The 14,787-nt window shown below is 69.9% G+C and carries 14 protein-coding genes; 6 read left to right on the forward strand and 8 right to left on the reverse strand.

Annotated features, from left to right (window positions below; translation table 11 throughout):
* Nucleotides 1-83 precede the first annotated feature (83 nt).
* Nucleotides 84-980 (reverse strand): ATP synthase F1 subunit gamma, encoded by an 897-nt coding sequence (gene atpG, locus D7X55_RS22050; RefSeq protein ID WP_121724103.1) that lies wholly within the window; start codon nt 978-980, stop codon nt 84-86.
* Between the two features lie 263 nt (nt 981-1,243).
* Between atpG and D7X55_RS22055 the strand changes: the two genes are divergently transcribed.
* Entirely contained in the window at nt 1,244-1,891 is a 648-nt protein-coding gene (locus D7X55_RS22055; protein ID WP_199747071.1) for a vancomycin high temperature exclusion protein, read from the forward strand.
* A gap of 113 nt (nt 1,892-2,004) precedes the next feature.
* Nucleotides 2,005-2,277 carry a hypothetical protein gene (locus D7X55_RS22060; RefSeq protein ID WP_120550074.1) on the forward strand — a complete coding sequence of 91 codons (273 nt, stop codon included), beginning with the start codon at nt 2,005-2,007 and terminating at the stop codon, nt 2,275-2,277.
* 98 nt (nt 2,278-2,375) lie between these two features.
* Here the strand turns inward: D7X55_RS22060 and D7X55_RS22065 are convergent, their stop codons facing one another.
* Entirely contained in the window at nt 2,376-3,695 is a 1,320-nt protein-coding gene (locus tag D7X55_RS22065; protein WP_121724104.1) for an SMI1/KNR4 family protein, read from the reverse strand.
* A gap of 214 nt (nt 3,696-3,909) precedes the next feature.
* Here D7X55_RS22065 and D7X55_RS22070 point away from each other — a divergent pair, with 214 nt between their 5' ends.
* Nucleotides 3,910-4,269: a co-chaperone YbbN gene (locus D7X55_RS22070; RefSeq protein ID WP_120551156.1), complete on the forward strand. Its 360-nt coding sequence runs from the start codon at nt 3,910-3,912 to the stop codon at nt 4,267-4,269.
* 8 nt (nt 4,270-4,277) lie between these two features.
* On the opposite strand, the gene D7X55_RS22075 is transcribed toward D7X55_RS22070, so the two are convergent.
* Nucleotides 4,278-6,143 (reverse strand): ABC transporter ATP-binding protein, encoded by a 1,866-nt coding sequence (locus D7X55_RS22075; RefSeq protein WP_199747073.1) that lies wholly within the window; start codon nt 6,141-6,143, stop codon nt 4,278-4,280.
* Nucleotides 6,144-6,180: 37 nt separating this feature from the next.
* Nucleotides 6,181-7,137: a universal stress protein gene (locus tag D7X55_RS22080; RefSeq protein ID WP_233609990.1), complete on the reverse strand. Its 957-nt coding sequence runs from the start codon at nt 7,135-7,137 to the stop codon at nt 6,181-6,183.
* A 386-nt stretch (nt 7,138-7,523) separates the two neighbouring features.
* Between D7X55_RS22080 and D7X55_RS44195 the strand changes: the two genes are divergently transcribed.
* The gene (locus D7X55_RS44195) at nt 7,524-7,685 is read left to right on the forward strand and encodes a hypothetical protein (RefSeq protein WP_167506485.1); all 162 of its coding nucleotides are present in this window, start codon (nt 7,524-7,526) and stop codon (nt 7,683-7,685) included.
* 90 nt (nt 7,686-7,775) lie between these two features.
* Here the strand turns inward: D7X55_RS44195 and D7X55_RS22085 are convergent, their stop codons facing one another.
* Nucleotides 7,776-7,985 carry a CsbD family protein gene (locus tag D7X55_RS22085; RefSeq protein WP_120551158.1) on the reverse strand — a complete coding sequence of 70 codons (210 nt, stop codon included), beginning with the start codon at nt 7,983-7,985 and terminating at the stop codon, nt 7,776-7,778.
* Between the two features lie 317 nt (nt 7,986-8,302).
* Here D7X55_RS22085 and D7X55_RS45365 point away from each other — a divergent pair, with 317 nt between their 5' ends.
* Entirely contained in the window at nt 8,303-10,087 is a 1,785-nt protein-coding gene (locus tag D7X55_RS45365; protein ID WP_121724108.1) for a methyl-accepting chemotaxis protein, read from the forward strand.
* A gap of 166 nt (nt 10,088-10,253) precedes the next feature.
* Nucleotides 10,254-10,613 (forward strand): VOC family protein, encoded by a 360-nt coding sequence (locus D7X55_RS22095; protein ID WP_121724105.1) that lies wholly within the window; start codon nt 10,254-10,256, stop codon nt 10,611-10,613.
* A 6-nt stretch (nt 10,614-10,619) separates the two neighbouring features.
* Here D7X55_RS22095 and D7X55_RS22100 read toward each other — a convergent pair whose 3' ends face one another.
* The 3 genes from D7X55_RS22100 to D7X55_RS22110 form a co-directional block, all read right to left on the reverse strand.
* Nucleotides 10,620-11,372: a hypothetical protein gene (locus D7X55_RS22100; RefSeq protein ID WP_147470169.1), complete on the reverse strand. Its 753-nt coding sequence runs from the start codon at nt 11,370-11,372 to the stop codon at nt 10,620-10,622.
* Nucleotides 11,373-11,457: 85 nt separating this feature from the next.
* Complete coding sequence (dgt, locus tag D7X55_RS22105) at nt 11,458-12,906, reverse strand: dGTP triphosphohydrolase (protein WP_120551162.1); 1,449 nt, start codon at nt 12,904-12,906, stop codon at nt 11,458-11,460.
* 75 nt (nt 12,907-12,981) lie between these two features.
* Complete coding sequence (locus D7X55_RS22110) at nt 12,982-14,565, reverse strand: NAD(P)/FAD-dependent oxidoreductase (protein ID WP_120551163.1); 1,584 nt, start codon at nt 14,563-14,565, stop codon at nt 12,982-12,984.
* Nucleotides 14,566-14,787: the final 222 nt, after the last annotated feature.

Genomic DNA, 14,787 nt, shown 5'->3' on the forward strand with positions numbered 1-14,787 from the left:
AGATGTGTATAAGAGACAGGTGCCCGGCGCTCGTGGGAGCGCGGAGCAGCGGGCCCTGGGGGTCCAACCGGCTGGGAGGCCGACTACTTGAGGGCCTCGGCGCCGGAGACGATCTCCATGAGCTCCTTGGTGATGACCGCCTGGCGGGTGCGGTTGTAGAGCAGGGTGTAGCTGGAGATCATGTCCGTGGCGTTGTTGGTGGCGTTCTCCATCGCGCTCATGCGCGCGCCCTGCTCGCTGGCCACGCTCTCCAGCAGCGCCCGGTACAGCTTGATGTTCACCGCCTGGGGCACCAGCCGGTCCAGCACGGCCTGGCGGGACGGCTCGTACTTGAAGTCCACCAGGGCCGGGGCGGCGGTCACGGTCTCGGGCGTGGCGGTCGTGGCGGCCTTCACCGCGGCCGGCTGCAGCGGCAGCAGCTGCGACACGACGACGTTCTGGGTGATGGCGGAGACGAACTCGTTGTAGACGACGTAGACCGCGTCGACCTCGTCGTTGAGGAAGGCGGCGGCCAGCTCTTCCGCGACGTTGGCGGCGGAGCGGTAGTTGAGCGTCGCGTACAGGCCGGCGAAGTCCTTGCGGATGGACTGGCCGCGGTTGCGGAAGAAGTCGTTGCCCTTGCGGCCCACCGTGGAGACGCGCACCTGGAGGTTGCTGTTCTCGTACAGGTAGCGGTTGGCGCGGCGGATGACGTTGGAGTTGAAGCCGCCGGCGAGGCCGCGGTCGGACGTGAGGAGCAGCAGCTCCACGCGGCGGATGGGGCGGGAGGCGAGCAGCGGGTGCGCCAGCTCCTGGTCGGCGGAGCGCACGGCCAGCTCGGAGATGATCTGCTCCAGCGTCTGCGCGTACGGGCGGGCGGCGAGGATGGCGTCCTGCGCCTTCCGGAGCTTCGCGGCGGAGACCATCTTCATGGCCTTGGTGATCTGCCGCGTGTTCTTCACCGAGCGGATGCGCTTGCGGATGTCGCGAAGGGACGCCATGGACCGGAAACTCCTCGTAAGACGTGCGGCGCGCGCCCCGTGACAGCCCGGGCTGGCCTTAAGGGACGGCGGGCCCCCTATATAGGCGGGGCCGGGGCCGGTCAACGGCGGGGTGCCCGGATGGGGCCCGGCGGCAGCCCCCCGCCACCGCCGTCCAGGGGCCGGGCGGGCGTGAACAGTTCCCGCTTCCCGGCCGCCCGTGGTGCTTTCCGAGCGGGGGGCGCCGGAAGAGAATGGCCCCTTCCGACTGTTGCGCGAGGTCCATGAAGGCTGGCGGCACGACCAGGGTGTGGGTACGCAGGGGCCTGGGGCTGCTCGGGCTGGCCCTGGCCGTCGTGTTGGGCCTGTCCCACTTCGTGCGCCTTCGCTACCAGGGCCGCATCGTGCCGCTGGCGGGGGCGCCGGAGGCCCCGGTGGCCCTGGTGTTCGGGGCGGGGCTGGCGCCGGGCGCGGTGCCGTCGCCGGTGCTGGCGCAGCGGCTGGACGCGGCCATCGTGCTGTGGCGGCAGGGCAAGGTGCGGTCGCTGCTGGTGAGCGGGGACAACTCGGCGCCCTTCCACAACGAGACGCGGGCCATGCGGCGCTACCTGTTGGAGCGCGGGGTGCCGGAGGACGCGGTGCTGGGGGACGAGGCGGGGCTGTCCACCTATGACAGCTGCCTGCGGGCGCACTCGGTGTTCGGCGCGGACCGGGCGGTGCTCGTCACGCAGCGCTTCCATCTGTCGCGGGCGCTCTTCATCGCGAACTCGGTGGGCATCGACGCGTGGGGCGTGGCGGCGGACGAGGGACGGCCGACCCCCTGGCGCTACACGGTGCGCGAGACGCTCTCCCGGGTACTGGCGCTGGGGATGGTGCTGTTCGAGGTGAAGCCCGGCAGCCCTGACGGCCAGCCGGCGACGGCTCCCCGCTGAACGGGGCTGGGCCCGCCAGGCAGGCGTGCGGCGTCCATTGCCGCTGCCGTCCGGGGGGCTCATTTTCGTGGGGACACGGAAGCTTTCTCAACCGTCCCTGTCGAGGAGACCCCATGAAGTTCAACAAGCTCGGAGACGAGGATGTGGGCGAGTCCACCTCGCTGCGCCACCGGAACCCGGACACCGGCGAGGAGGAGATCAACATCTCTGACCAGGACCTGGCGCTGTCGCCGCCCATGGAGGAGGAGGCGGATGCGCGGGACATCCTGCCGGATCAGATCCAGCGCTTCGGCCGGGAAGATGAGGAAGAGGAGCGCGAGTTGACCGCGCAGCCCGATGAGCCCGGCCTCCGCGCGCAGTCGCCGGACCTGCTGCCCGAGGGGTAGCTGGGGCCGTGGCGAAAAACAGGGCGCGTCCCCGTGTGTGGGACGCGCCCGTGTTTTTCCCAGGTGGGGCCTCCCGGAGGAGGCCGTCCCCGTGAGGCTCAGGACCGGCGACGCGAGGACTTCTTCGCCGCGGCCTTGCCCGTGGCCTTCTTCGCCGTGGCGCCCTTCTTCGCCGGGGCCTTCTTCGCGGCCCCACGCGCGGGCGCGGCCTTCTTCGCGGCAGCACCGCGCTTCTGGGCGGCGCCCTTCGAGGCGGCACCCTTCTTCGCGGCAGCACCGCGCTTCTGAACCGCGCCCTTCGGGGCAGCCCCCTTCTTGGCAGCGCCCTTCGTCGCGGCCGCACCCTTCTTCGCGGCAGCGCCCTTCGAAGCAGCGCCCTTCTTCGCGGCGGTGCCCTTCGCAGAAGCGCTCTTCTTCGCAGCAGCGCCCTTCGCGGCGGACTTCGTTGCGGCAGCGCCCTTCGAAGCAGCCCCCTTCTTCGCGGTGGTGCCCTTCGCGGCCCCACGCGCGGGCTCAGCCTTCTTCGCTGCTCCACGCGCGGGCTCAGCCTTCTTCGCGGCGCTCTTCCGGGCGGGCTCGGACGGCACCTCCGTGACGGCCTTCTCGCGACGGGCCCTCTTCACGGCGGGGCGCTTCGACTCGGGCTCCTCGAACAGCTCCTCCTGCTCGGGGGCCTCCTCTTCGGTGGGCTCGGCCTCTTCTTCACCTTCACCGGTGTCCTCGGCCAGCTCCGCCTCCAGCTCCTCCTCGCTGGACACCTCGGCCTCCTCGTCCTCCGCCGCGTCACGGGCCAGGGCGGACAGGCCGCTCGCGTAGTCAGCGCCACGGCTCTCGGAGGTCTCCACCTCCTCGTCCTCCAGCGCCTGCGCGGCCGCTCCGGACAGCGCGCCCTGGAGCACGGCGTTCATCGCCCGCGCGAAGGTCCGCTCCCCGAAGGTCTCCTTCTCCTCCACGGGCGGAATCAGCACCTCCAGCATGTCCTTGAGCGCGCGGTACAGCCGCATCTCCTTCTTCTCACCGTCCCAGGTGCCGAAGACCCAATCCTCCCCGGCCAGCGCGTCCACCCAGCCGGGCAGCGGACCTCCACCGTCCCCCTGCTCCTCCATCGCGGACTTGCGCGCGACGAACAGGTGCCGGTGCGCGCCCTTCAACCCGAAGCGCCATACGCCCGCGGCGGGCAGCCCCACCACCATCAGCCGGCTCTTCTCCAGGACGCTGGGCTCACCCTCGCCGCCACGCAGCGGGTACAGCCGCACCTCGCCCTGGAACTCACCGCCGTCCAGCGCCCGGTACAGGTCCGCCAGGTCCTCGGGGAACGGGACGCCGCACTCCGTCTCCGCGCGGCGGACCTCCTCCGCCTGCACACCCTCCGAGGGCGCCTTCGCCGACTTGCGCAGTGCCTCCAACCACTCGTGCATGACCCCTCCACGACATCGACAGCCACCAGGGCTCGCACCTTACGGCGCCTTGGGCCCCGGTGAGCAGTGTGCATGTCGGGTTTCGTCCACCCGACGCCCTGTAGACATATCTGGACAACCTGACACGCCCGCCCCCTCCATCCCTCCCGGCCGCCTGCCCCCGGGCCTGGCGACCCGGATGGAAGCCCGGCCCCCCGGGCGTTAGGAAGGCCCCATGGCGCATCCCGTAAGCATCGAGGCGACGACCGAGACCTTCGACTCGCTCGTCATGGCCCCCCGCGACGAGCTGGTGGTGGTGGACTTCTGGGGTCCCGGCTGTCCCAACTGCGACATCTACGCGGCCGCCGAACCCGACCTCCTCAAGGAGCTGGACGGCGCCCCCATGCGCGTCGTCAAGGTCAACGCCTACGAGCACGAGGCCCTGGCCACCCGCTTCGGCCTCTTCGGCATCCCCACCTTCCTCCTGTTCCGCAACGGGAAGCTCCTGGGGAAGATGAGCCAGTACTACGGCAAGCCGTACTTCCTGGGCGTCATCCGGGACCACCTGCCCGGCGGAGCCAAGGCCCAGGCCTGAAGCGCTTTTCAGTCCCGGTAGCCGCGCGCCTGCAGCCGGAACAGGTGCGCGTACCGCCCGTCGAGCGCCATCAGCTCATCGTGGCTGCCCAGCTCCTGCACCGTGCCGTTGTGCAGGACGGCGATCTGATCCGCCATGCGCACCGTGGAGAAGCGGTGCGAAATCACGATGGCGATGCGGTCCGCGGCCAGCGCCTGGAAGCGCTCGAAGAGGGCGTGCTCCGCCTCCGCGTCGATGCTGGCCGTGGGCTCGTCCAGGATGAGCACCTCCGCGTCGTCGCGCATGAAGGCGCGTGACACGGCCAACTTCTGCCACTGGCCGCTGGACAGCTCCTGGCCCTTCTCGAACCAGCCACCCAGCATCGTGTCGTACTGCGCCGGCAGCGCCGCGATGACGGAGTTCGCCCCGCCCTGCTCCGCCGCCCGTTCGATGCGCGGCCGGTCCTCCAGCGCGGGCACGTGGCCCAGGCCGATGTTCTCCGACACGCTGAACTGGTAGCGCACGAAGTCCTGGAACACCGCCCCGAAGCGGCTGCGCAAATCGTCCGCGTCCATCCGCGCCGTGTCCACGCCGCCGTACAGAATCTGTCCCTCCGTGGGCTCGTACATGCGCAAGAGCAGCTTCACCAGCGTGCTCTTCCCCGCGCCGTTCTCCCCCACCAGCGCCAGCTTCTGGCCGGGCCGGAGCGTGAGGTTCACGTTGCGCAGCGCCCACGCGTCCTTGCCCGCGTAGCGGAAGGACACGTCGCGCAGTTCGATGGCGTTGGTGCGTCCGCGCGGCGGTGAGACCATGGGCAGGGCCCTGGGAGCGCTCGCCACGGTGGGGATCTCCAGGTAGGCGAAGAGGTTGCTCATGAAGAGCGCGTCCTCGTACATGGAGCCCACGCTGGTGAGGATGCCCTGGAACGCGGCCTGCCCCTGCCGGAACACGGACAGGTACAGCACCATGTCGCCCACGGAGATGCTGGCGGACGCGGCGCGGTTGGCCACGAAGAGGTAGCAGCCGTAGAAGGCCGCCAGCGACACCAGGCCCAGCCCCAGTCCCCACGCCATGCGCTTGCGCGCGAGCGCCCGGTCCTCCGAGAAGAACTTCTGGAACAGCTCGCGGTAGCGCCCCAGCACCAGCGGCCCCAACCCGAAGAGCTTCACCTCCTTCACGGTGCTGTCACGCGTGAGGATCCACTCCAGGTAGTTGAGCTTGCGGCCCTCCGGCGCGCGCCACGAGTACAGCCGGAAGCCCTCCGCGGCCAGGCGCGCCTCCGCGAGGAACGCGGGCACGGACGCGAACAGCAGCACCGCCACGCTCCACGGCGACAGCGCCACCAGCAGCACCGCGTACGTGGACAGGGTGATGACGTTGCGCACGATGCTGAACGCCTGCATCACCAGCGACAGCGGACGCGCGTTCGCCTCGCGCCGCGCGTTCTGCATCTTGTCGTAGGTGTCCGAGTCCTCGAAGTGCCAGAGGTCCAGCTCCAGCGCCTTCTGCAGGATGCGCTCGCTGAGCAGGTTGCCCAGGTGCGCGCGCAACAGGTCCTTGGTGAGCGTGAGGGCCCGGTCCACCACGGACGAGGCGATCATCAGCCCGAACTCCGTGGCCACCAGCCCCAGCACGCGCGAGTGCGCCTCCGCGTCGCCCTTCGCCGCGGCCACCACCGTGTCCACGATGAGCTTGCCCACCCAAGCGATGGCCGCCGGCAGCACCGCGGCCACCAGCGTGAGCGCGCCCAGCACCACCGCGCCCCGGGGGCTCGCCCGCCAGAAGAGCTGGAAGGTGCCCGGCAGCTGCTTGAAGAGGACGCCCGCGTTCTTCAGGCGGGCGCGGAATGAAGTCGGGGGTGGGGGTGGCGGACGTGGCAAGGTGCCGCCCCTCATAACGCCCCGGCGCCCATCGCGCTGGACTTCCCTGCTTTCAGGACGCCGGCGTGCCGTGGCCGTCCGGCAGGGCGGTGGACGGGGCGGCGTGCCGGGAGATGAGCACGTCGCAGCGCGAGTTTCGCAGCACGCCCTCGCTCAGCGCGGAGCGCGGATTCGCGGTGGTCATGCCCAGCGTCAGCAGGTCCGCTTCGCGCTCATGGGCCTCCGCGAGGATGCACTCGCGCGGGTCCCCGAAGCGCAGGCGGCTCTCCAGCACGCGGCCCGTCTCGCGGTACGGCGCCAGGAAGCGCCCGAGCGCCCTGCGGGCCGCATCCTCCGCCTCCTGCCGCAGCCGCAGCTGCTGCGCCATGGGGGCGTCCTGGCGGCGCTGGGCCTCCTCCGCCTCGCGCAGGTCCACCACGTGCAGCACCTCGATGGGCGTCGACGGCGGACACAGGCGCATCGTCAGCTCCAGCCCCCGGCGGGACTCGCGCGAGAAGTTCACCGCGACGAGCGGCCGGTGGTAGACGCGGCCCGGGTGCGGCATCACCACCAGCACGGACGCGTCCACCTCCCGCACCAGCCGCATCACCATGCAGTCGTCCGGCAGCGGCGTCAGCGCGGGGCTCGGGTGCGGCCGGCCCACCACCAGCACCTCCACGCCCTGGTCCTTGGCCAGCTCCGCCGCCTCGTGGGGCGCGTCACCGGTGCGCAGCTCCTCGCGCACGTCCACGTCCGGCCGCTGCCGCAGCCGCTTCGCGGCGGACGTCACCGACCGGCGCAGGCACCGCTCGCCGGCCACCGCCCCGTCCGGGCCCTTGTGGCCGTCCCGCGGCCGGCTCACGTGCAGCACGCTGAAGGCCGCCCCATGCGCCAGCGGGAGCCGGAGCGCGCGGGCCAGCGCGAACTCGGATTGCAGGGAGAAGTCCAACCCCACCGCCACCCGGCGCAGCCCCCGCTGGCCGCGCGGCAGACCGTCGGTCAGCAGCGGCACGCTCTTTCGGAAAGACACGGTTGGCTTCATCTCGACTCCCTTCCGCGCCACCGCGGTGGACGCACCGCATGAATGGGCCTTTCGCTCACGCGGGCCCTCATGGACATACATTCAACGCGCTGCGTGCGTGTGCCACCCGGATTGGGCAGGCGGGCAGGCCTTCCGTCCTCTGGACGGCGTCCTGTTTCTGTAACGTTTTCAGGGGGACGCACCGCTTCGTTCAAGGCCCCCGGGGCAGGCGTCCGTCCAGTGCAGGTGTTTCAACGGTTTGTGACGTTCAGCGCGAGACCTTGTGAATGGAGGCCGCTTTCAGCGGCTCGGCCAGCCCTTTGCAAAGACCTCCGCACGGCTCCTCACGGGGCCATGGGCGGCGGGTCGGACGGCAGGACGCAAGGGAGCGGGACATGCGCGGGGTCATCACCGGACGTGAGGTGGTTGCCAACCTGGGACTCATCTACCGGGAGTTTGGAACAGCCTGTGTGTTGCGCTGTCTGTGGGTGATGGTCAGCGGCAAATCCACCACCTTCCTGGAGGTGGCGTGTCCCTGCGAAAAGATGCGGCAGTGAGCACGCGCCGCTGAGAACAGTCCGGGCCGCGAAGGAAGCACCTGGCTTCCCGCGGCCCGAACGGTTTCAACGGTGGTGTGGGGTGTACCGCTAGCGCTGATACGGATCCGCGTCACCGCGACGCACTTCCTCGCGCTCGTCGGCCTTGTCCTTGATGGCGTGCTTCACGTCCTCGACCACGCCCTTGACCTTGCCCTTGAGCGTGTCCGCCTTGCCCTCGGCTTCCAGGGAGCGGTCGCCCGTCGCGACACCCACGGTCTCCTTCACCTTGCCCTTGGCCTTGTCAGTCCACTCGCCCATGGCGTCCTCCTGACGTCGGTGTGTGAATCGTTGTGGAGGACAACGTGCGCACGTCGCATGCGTGCGGCAGGGGCTGGCAGCTCGTCCGCCCGCCCGGCCGCCCTGCTCGGGCCGGGGAGCGAACGCGACAGCCTGGAATGTCAGGCAATGAACAGTGCGCGGCGTGAGCCGGAACGGCACACGACCGGCCCGGCCTGGCCGCTACGTCCCTGTTATTCACGGAGCCCCGGGAGTCTTCGTCACGACACGAAGACGTTGCATTGACGCACCCGCGCTTCGCCCTCAGGCTTGCGCGGTCCTCCTCGACCCAGCTCCCGATGAAACCGTCTTCGCCCACCTCGACCCAGGCGCTGCTCTTCAGGCTGCTGTTGCTGCGCACGCTGGTCGTCACGGTCGCGGTGGCGCCGGCCATCTACGTCGACATCCAGTTGCTGGACGTGGACGCGAGCCACCTGGGGTTCGTGCTGGGGGTCGTCACGCCCATCGTCATCGGCGGGCTGGCGCTGGTGGTGCCCATCGGGGCGGTGGGGGCGCTCCTGCGGCACGCGATGGAGGCGGAGGCGAGCCCCGCGGAGCGGCTGGGGCGGCTGCTGCGGCTGCCGGGCGTGCTCACGTTCGTGGAGGCGCAGTCCGGGTGGTTTTTGGGGGGCATCTTCTTCAACGGCGCCATCGGCCTGGCGCTGGACCGGCCGCCGCGCGTCATCCTGGTAGGCGTGGCGGTGGCGATGAGCGCGGGGCTCTTCAGCGCGCCCATCATGTACATGCTCTATGAGAAGGCGCTGGCGCCGGTGACGCTGGAGGCGTTCCGCCGCGCGCCGCACGAGCGCCCCGCGGGCGAGGGCCTGTTCCTGCCCCGGCAGAGCTGGTTCCTGCCGGCCATCGTCGTGTCCGCGCTGCTGATCACCTGCATCACGAGCATCGCCACGCTGCAGCTGCGGCTGGAGAAGAACCTGTCGTCGCTGGCGGACGACCTGGAGCTGTCGGGCGAGTACCGGGGCGCGGCGCGGGTGCGCGCGCGCATCCAGCCGTTGCAGCGGGACCTGACGTTGCCGGTGGCGTTCCTGGGCGGGTTCGCGGCGATGGGGGCCATCTTCACGGCGGCGTGGGCGGCGCGACGGCTGGCGCAGGGCGCGAGGGCGGTGGGGGCGTCGCTGGACGCGCTGGTGGAGGGCCGCGCGTCGCCGCCGCAGTGGGTGTCCACGGACGAGCTGGGCGACCTGTCCGCGCGCACGTGGCTCCTCTATGAGCAGTTGCAGGAGCTGCCCCGGGCGCTGAGCTCGTCGGCGGGGCACCTGGCGGAGGCGGGCACGCGGCTGACGGAGGCGAGCGACCAGCAGAACCGCACGCTGTCGCGGCAGGCGTCCGCCATCCACCAGGCGCGTACGACGGCGCAGGAGATCCAGCAGATGTCGAAGCTGGCGGCCAGCCGCGCGGGCAGCGTGCTGCAGGTGGCGGAGCGCGCCGCGGCGATGGGCAAGCTGGGCGAGGAGTCGCTGGCGGGCACGGAGCAGGGGCTGGACGACATCCGGGGCCTGACGCACGGGCTGAACCAGCAGGTGGTGGACCTGGGCACGCGGGCCCGCGAGGTGGGCCGGGTGTCGGAGGTGGTGAAGTCGCTGGCGGACCAGTCGCACATGCTGGCCATCAACGCGGCCATCGAGGCGAGCCGCGCGGGTGAGCAGGGCCGGGGCTTCGCGGTGGTGGCCCGGCAGATGCGCGAGCTGGCGGACCAGTCCATCAAGGCCACGGGCCAGGTGCGCGGCCTGCTGGAGGGCATGGAGGCCGCGACGGGTGAGGCGGTGACCACGGCGGACAAGAGCTCGCAGGGCGTGGAGGCCGCGCTGGTGCCGCTGCGCAAGAGCGGCGAGCGGCTGCGGGAACTCATCAAGCTCACGCACGAGTCCGCGGCGGCGGTCCGTCAGATTGCCGAGGCAGTGGCGCAGCAGCACGCGGGCGTGGATCAGCTGTTCAGCGCGGTGAGCGAGATGGACGAGCTGATGGCCGCGACGCTGCGGCAATTGGGCACGACGCAGGAGGCCGCGACGGCGGTGGCCCAGGCGACGGGCCAGGTGTCGGAGCTGGCGGAGCGGTACGTTTCCTAGTCTGGCATTCCGTCTGCCATTGCATTAGCTTCAGCGCCGGTCGAAAAACGGCGGACCGGTTCGGTGAGCCCCGGTCACTTCCATGGTGGAAGCACTTGTCCGTCTCCTTCGGGATTCAGGACCCACGGCCCTTCGAAGGCATTCGTGTGCCTTCGCGAGGTCCACCATGAAGCTGAATCACCTTGATCTGCAGGTCCCCGACGTCCAGGCCACCGCCCGCTTCTTCACGCGCTACTGCGGCTTCACGTCGCACGCGAAGAACCACGACTCGCCCGCCATCGCCATCCTCGGCGGGACGGATGGCTTCGTGCTCGTCCTCCAGCGCCGTAAGCGCGACACCGACGTCTTCCCTAAGGACTTCCACGTCGGCTTCCTCCAGGACTCCGAAGCCCCCGTGCTCGCCTTCCATGAGCGCGTGAAGGCGGACGGCCTGGAGGTGTCCGACGTCATCCGCAACAACCGGGGCACCCTGGTCTACTGCCGTGCCCCGGGCGGCATCCTCGTGGAGGTGAGCTGCCGCCCCTGACAAGGGTCAGCCGGTGCTCCGCAGGAAGTGCCAGTCGAGTTGCTGGGGGCGCGGCAGTGTCCATTCGAGCTGACGCGCCTGGGGCAGCTCGACAGGCCGCTGCCGCGTGACCGCCAACCTCCCGCTCACGCTTCGAATCAGGCGCAGCAACTGGTCCCGGTCCAGGCGAACACGCCCGTAGTGGGAGAGCTGAATGGCTTCGAGCTCCGCTGCATCCACCCGGGAGCCGTGATGGGCGATGTAACGCGCCAGCCGGGGTCCCAGTGCGTAGTGGAGCTTCCGCGCGGTGAGCAGGGACCGGACCACACACAGACCCGTGTAGGGATTCTCCTCCAGGTTGATTTCGAGCACCCGCTCGCGCACGGCCCGGAAGAAGGCGTCTCCGTACACCTGGCGCGCACGCCCCTTGCGGGTATCCAGCTCCGCGGCGACGGCCTCCACGTTGAGGAAGGTCGTCCTCGGAAGGTGGGCGAAGTCCCCTCCGGGGACGAGCTTCTGCTGGAAGGCCCAGGTGGACTCCAGGGTCCAGATATCGACCGGGAGCTTCTGGACCTGGAGCCGCAGCCCTCCGAACCGGTTGACCCGGACCAGCTCCCGGGCGAAGGCCTCCCGCAGCGCCTCCCCCGTCGCTCCCGCCACGACCAGGTCGACGTCGCGAGGCGCCGCCGTTGCCGATACGGCCAGCAGGTCCCGCAGCGTTCCTCCGAAGACGAAGACCTCCCAGCCATGCTCCCGGAAGACGTCCAGGAGCGTCCGCATCGCACCGTGCCAGGGATGCGGCACACGGGTGACGAAGTCGCTCAGACGCCTGCGCAAGGCACCCACGGGATCGTGGATGACCGCGCTATCCGTGGGTGAGCTGCGCATGAAGGTCGCAAGCGAAGGTGTCTGTCATTCCACAGACGTAGTCGGTCACCAACTGGTAGCGGTGATACAGCGGAGGAAGGCTTGAGCTTTTGCAGGCGGCTTCGAACGCAGTCCGGTAGTTCCTCGACAGCAGGTTGTAGACCTTGCCTTCAGGGCTCTTGTTGAACTTCTTCCAGGCCTTGCCCGTGGTGTCCACGGGGACCGGACATTCGCGGGCCCCCTCCCAGAAGATGTCCATCAATCCATGGATGACACGGCGGCCCAGGGTCTCCAGCCGGAGCGTCTCCGGGGCGCTGTAGACGCGCTCGCGCCCGAACCGCTTGCACACCTCGATGAGGCGGGACGCGCCGCTGGCGCTGATGAGGTCCCCCTGCTCCAGCGCCTCGCCCTGCATGAGCCGGGCGTAGTTCCGCTGGAAGGCCGCGAGGATTTCCTTCTTGGACTCGCCAATGACCACCGTCCGGAAGTGCTGCGCGAGGGCCTCGTCCCGAGCCCGTCCTTCCAGCGGCGTGTCCGCCTTTTCGATGTACTCGTGGACGGTCTTGAGGACGGACTTCGCCATGCCAGAGTCGTCGTGCTGCTCCAGGAAGGCTTCGACCTCCCGCCAGCTCACGATGCCCTTCTTGACCCCGTCCTCGATGTCCACGGTCGCGTAGACCATGTCGTCACAGGCTTCGACCAGATATGCGATGGGGTTGCGTGCGGAGCCAGTGCCCGTGAGCGACCGGATCAGGTCGACCTTGTTCTGTTCCGAGGCGAAGTAGCCCGGCTTCTTCGTGTCGGCGGGTCCACCCTCGGAGGTCGCATCCGAAGCGGCGGTGTACTTCATCGCGGCCGACAGCGTTCCCACCGTCAGGTTCAGCCCGTAGGAGTCCGCGAGCAGTTGAAGGCGCGACACGATGCGTAGCGTCTGGGCGTTTCCCTCGAACATCAAGAAATCGTTCCGGAGCTGGCCGACACGCGCTGGAAGCCGCTCCGTCCCAGGGTAGAGCGCCTGCCCCGCCTCGCCGAAGTTCTTCTTGAACCAGCTGCTGATGGCTTCCTCTCCCGCATGACCGAACGGGGGGTTGCCCAGGTCGTGAATGAGGCCGCACGTCGCCGCGATGGCTTCGATGTCGAGAACCTGCTGGACGGACTCCAGGTGGTGCTCCCGCAGCATCCACCGGGCCGCACCCCGCGCGAGGCCTCGGGCCAGCGTCGAGACCTCCATGGAATGCGTCAGGCGCGTCCGGACCGCGTCGTTCGGCTCCAGCGGAAAGACCTGGGTCTTGTCCTTCAGGCGCCGGACGGGAGTGGAGAAGACGGCCCGATCGTAGTCCCGGTCGAAGTGGGTCCGGCCATCGTCCTCCAGCGGCGTCGAACCGCGGCCGCCTTCCGCCTCGCGGATCCGCGTGTCACACAGCAAGGTCTTCCAATCCAGCGCCATGGTGCCCCCCCATCTCGACGATGGCGCCAAACCTAGCGGGGAGGTCTGACATGGGACGACCCGACGCGCCCCCTTTCAGCCGCTCCGCGCCATGCGGAGCGGCGGCTGTTCCCCGGCGTCCTCCATGGGCGGCACGTAGGGCCAGCCCTTCAGCGGCCCCTTCCCTGCCTCGCGCGTGAGGTAGTCCGCCGCGATGTTCGCGCTCTCCATGATGGTCAACAGGCCGCTGCCCGGGTGCGTGCCGCCGCCCACGAAGTACAGCCCCTCCACCTGCGCGTTCTTCACGCGCGGCCGCAGGGGGCCCAGCTGCAGCCACGTGTGCGACAGGTTGAACACCGCGCCCCGGAACACGTTGAAGTCGTCCCGCCACGTCTCCGCCGTGAAGTAGCGCTCCGCCTTCACGTGCTCGCGCAAGCCCTTGATGCCCACCTTCTCCAGCATCTTCGGGATGCGCTCGCGCAGCGTCGCTTCCGTCTTCGCCCAGTCCACCGGGCGCGCCGTGTTGGGCGTGGGCACCAGCACGTACAGCGTGGAGTGCCCCTTCGGTGCTCCCGTGCCGTCCGTCACCCCCGGGTTGCACACGTAGAAGGGCGGGTCGTCCACGTCCACCGTGCGGTCCTCCAGCGCATCCCGGTCCGTGCGCCGGGCGCTCTCCGACAGGTAGATGAGGTGGTGCGGCAGGTCCGCGTACGCCGTGTCCACGCCGTAGTACGCCATGAACGTGCTGCACGAATACTTCGCCCGCTCCAGCGCTCCGTCCGACAGCCGCGTGCCTTCCCGCAGCTCCGGCGCCAGCAGCTTCTGCGCCGCGTAGGCCAGGTCCGCGTTCACCACCACCGCGTCCGCGTCCAGCACCTCGCCATCCGCCAGCTTCACGCCCACCGCGCGCCCGGCCTCCGTGCGCACGCGCTCCACCGCCGTGCCCATCCGGAACGTCACGCCCAGGTCCTGGGCACACCTCATCATGCCGCGCGCCAGCTCCCGGAAGCCGCCCTGCACGTGCCACACGCCGAAGCACAGCTCGATGAACGGAATGACGCTGAACACCGACGAGCACGTCGTCGGGTGCAGCCCCAGGTACTTCGACGGGTACGCCAGCGCGTACGTCATCCGGTCGTCGTGGAAGAACGAATCCAGCTGCTTGTAGAGCGTCTGCCACGGCTTGAAGCGCAGCGTGGGCGCCAGCCGCCACGGCGCGTAGTAGTCCAGGCTGCCCGCGTTCGTGCAGATGAACTTCTCGTACGCGAGCGCGTACTTCCTGCGCCCGTCCTCCATCCACTCCTGGAGCGCGCGCCCCTTGCCCGCGCCGAACCTCTCCAGGTCCTGGCCCATCCGCTCCAGGTCCCGCCGCGTGTCCAGGTGCGTGCCGTCCCAGAAGTGCACGCGCGTGTTCGGATCCACCGGCACCAGCGTGACGTAGTCCTCCAGCCGCTTCCCCGAGCGCCAGAAGATCTGCTTCAGGATGCCAGGCAGCTGGAGGATGGACGGGCCCGTGTCCACGGCGTACTCGCCGTCCCGACCCAGCGTCAGGCCCTTCATGCGGCCGCCGGGCACCGCGTCCTTCTCCACCACGGTGACCCGGAAGCCCTGCCCCGCGAGGTTGATGGCGGCCGTCAGGCCCCCAGGGCCCGCGCCCACGACGATGACGTGCTGAACCATGTGCCTCACGATGCCCGGCCCCGTGCCGGCTGGCGACTGTCCTTGCAGGACGGCCCGGACGAAAAAGCGTTTCCGTCCGGGACTCCAGGCGCTCCGCCAGGCGTTGGCTCCCAGGGGACCCGCCTGCGAGCGTTCGCTGGTAGACGGGCCAACATCCTGAATCCCCGGGGGGCCTGGCCTCCTGTAGCCTGCGACGCGCATCCATGAATTCCCCCCCGGAGG

It is taken from the genome of Corallococcus sp. AB049A, from assembly GCF_003668885.1.
Classification (GTDB): domain Bacteria; phylum Myxococcota; class Myxococcia; order Myxococcales; family Myxococcaceae; genus Corallococcus; species Corallococcus interemptor.

Coding starts and splice junctions, on each gene's coding strand:
- atpG (WP_121724103.1), bottom strand. CDS start 980: ATGGCGTCCCTTCGCGACATCCGCAAGCGCATCCGCTCGGTGAAGAAC.
- D7X55_RS22055 (WP_199747071.1), top strand. CDS start 1,244: ATGAAGGCTGGCGGCACGACCAGGGTGTGGGTACGCAGGGGCCTGGGG.
- D7X55_RS22060 (WP_120550074.1), top strand. CDS start 2,005: ATGAAGTTCAACAAGCTCGGAGACGAGGATGTGGGCGAGTCCACCTCG.
- D7X55_RS22065 (WP_121724104.1), bottom strand. CDS start 3,695: ATGCACGAGTGGTTGGAGGCACTGCGCAAGTCGGCGAAGGCGCCCTCG.
- D7X55_RS22070 (WP_120551156.1), top strand. CDS start 3,910: ATGGCGCATCCCGTAAGCATCGAGGCGACGACCGAGACCTTCGACTCG.
- D7X55_RS22075 (WP_199747073.1), bottom strand. CDS start 6,143: ATGAGGGGCGGCACCTTGCCACGTCCGCCACCCCCACCCCCGACTTCA.
- D7X55_RS44195 (WP_167506485.1), top strand. CDS start 7,524: ATGCGCGGGGTCATCACCGGACGTGAGGTGGTTGCCAACCTGGGACTC.
- D7X55_RS22085 (WP_120551158.1), bottom strand. CDS start 7,985: ATGGGCGAGTGGACTGACAAGGCCAAGGGCAAGGTGAAGGAGACCGTG.
- D7X55_RS45365 (WP_121724108.1), top strand. CDS start 8,303: ATGAAACCGTCTTCGCCCACCTCGACCCAGGCGCTGCTCTTCAGGCTG.
- D7X55_RS22095 (WP_121724105.1), top strand. CDS start 10,254: ATGAAGCTGAATCACCTTGATCTGCAGGTCCCCGACGTCCAGGCCACC.
- D7X55_RS22100 (WP_147470169.1), bottom strand. CDS start 11,372: ATGCGGACGCTCCTGGACGTCTTCCGGGAGCATGGCTGGGAGGTCTTC.
- dgt (WP_120551162.1), bottom strand. CDS start 12,906: ATGGCGCTGGATTGGAAGACCTTGCTGTGTGACACGCGGATCCGCGAG.
- D7X55_RS22110 (WP_120551163.1), bottom strand. CDS start 14,565: ATGGTTCAGCACGTCATCGTCGTGGGCGCGGGCCCTGGGGGCCTGACG.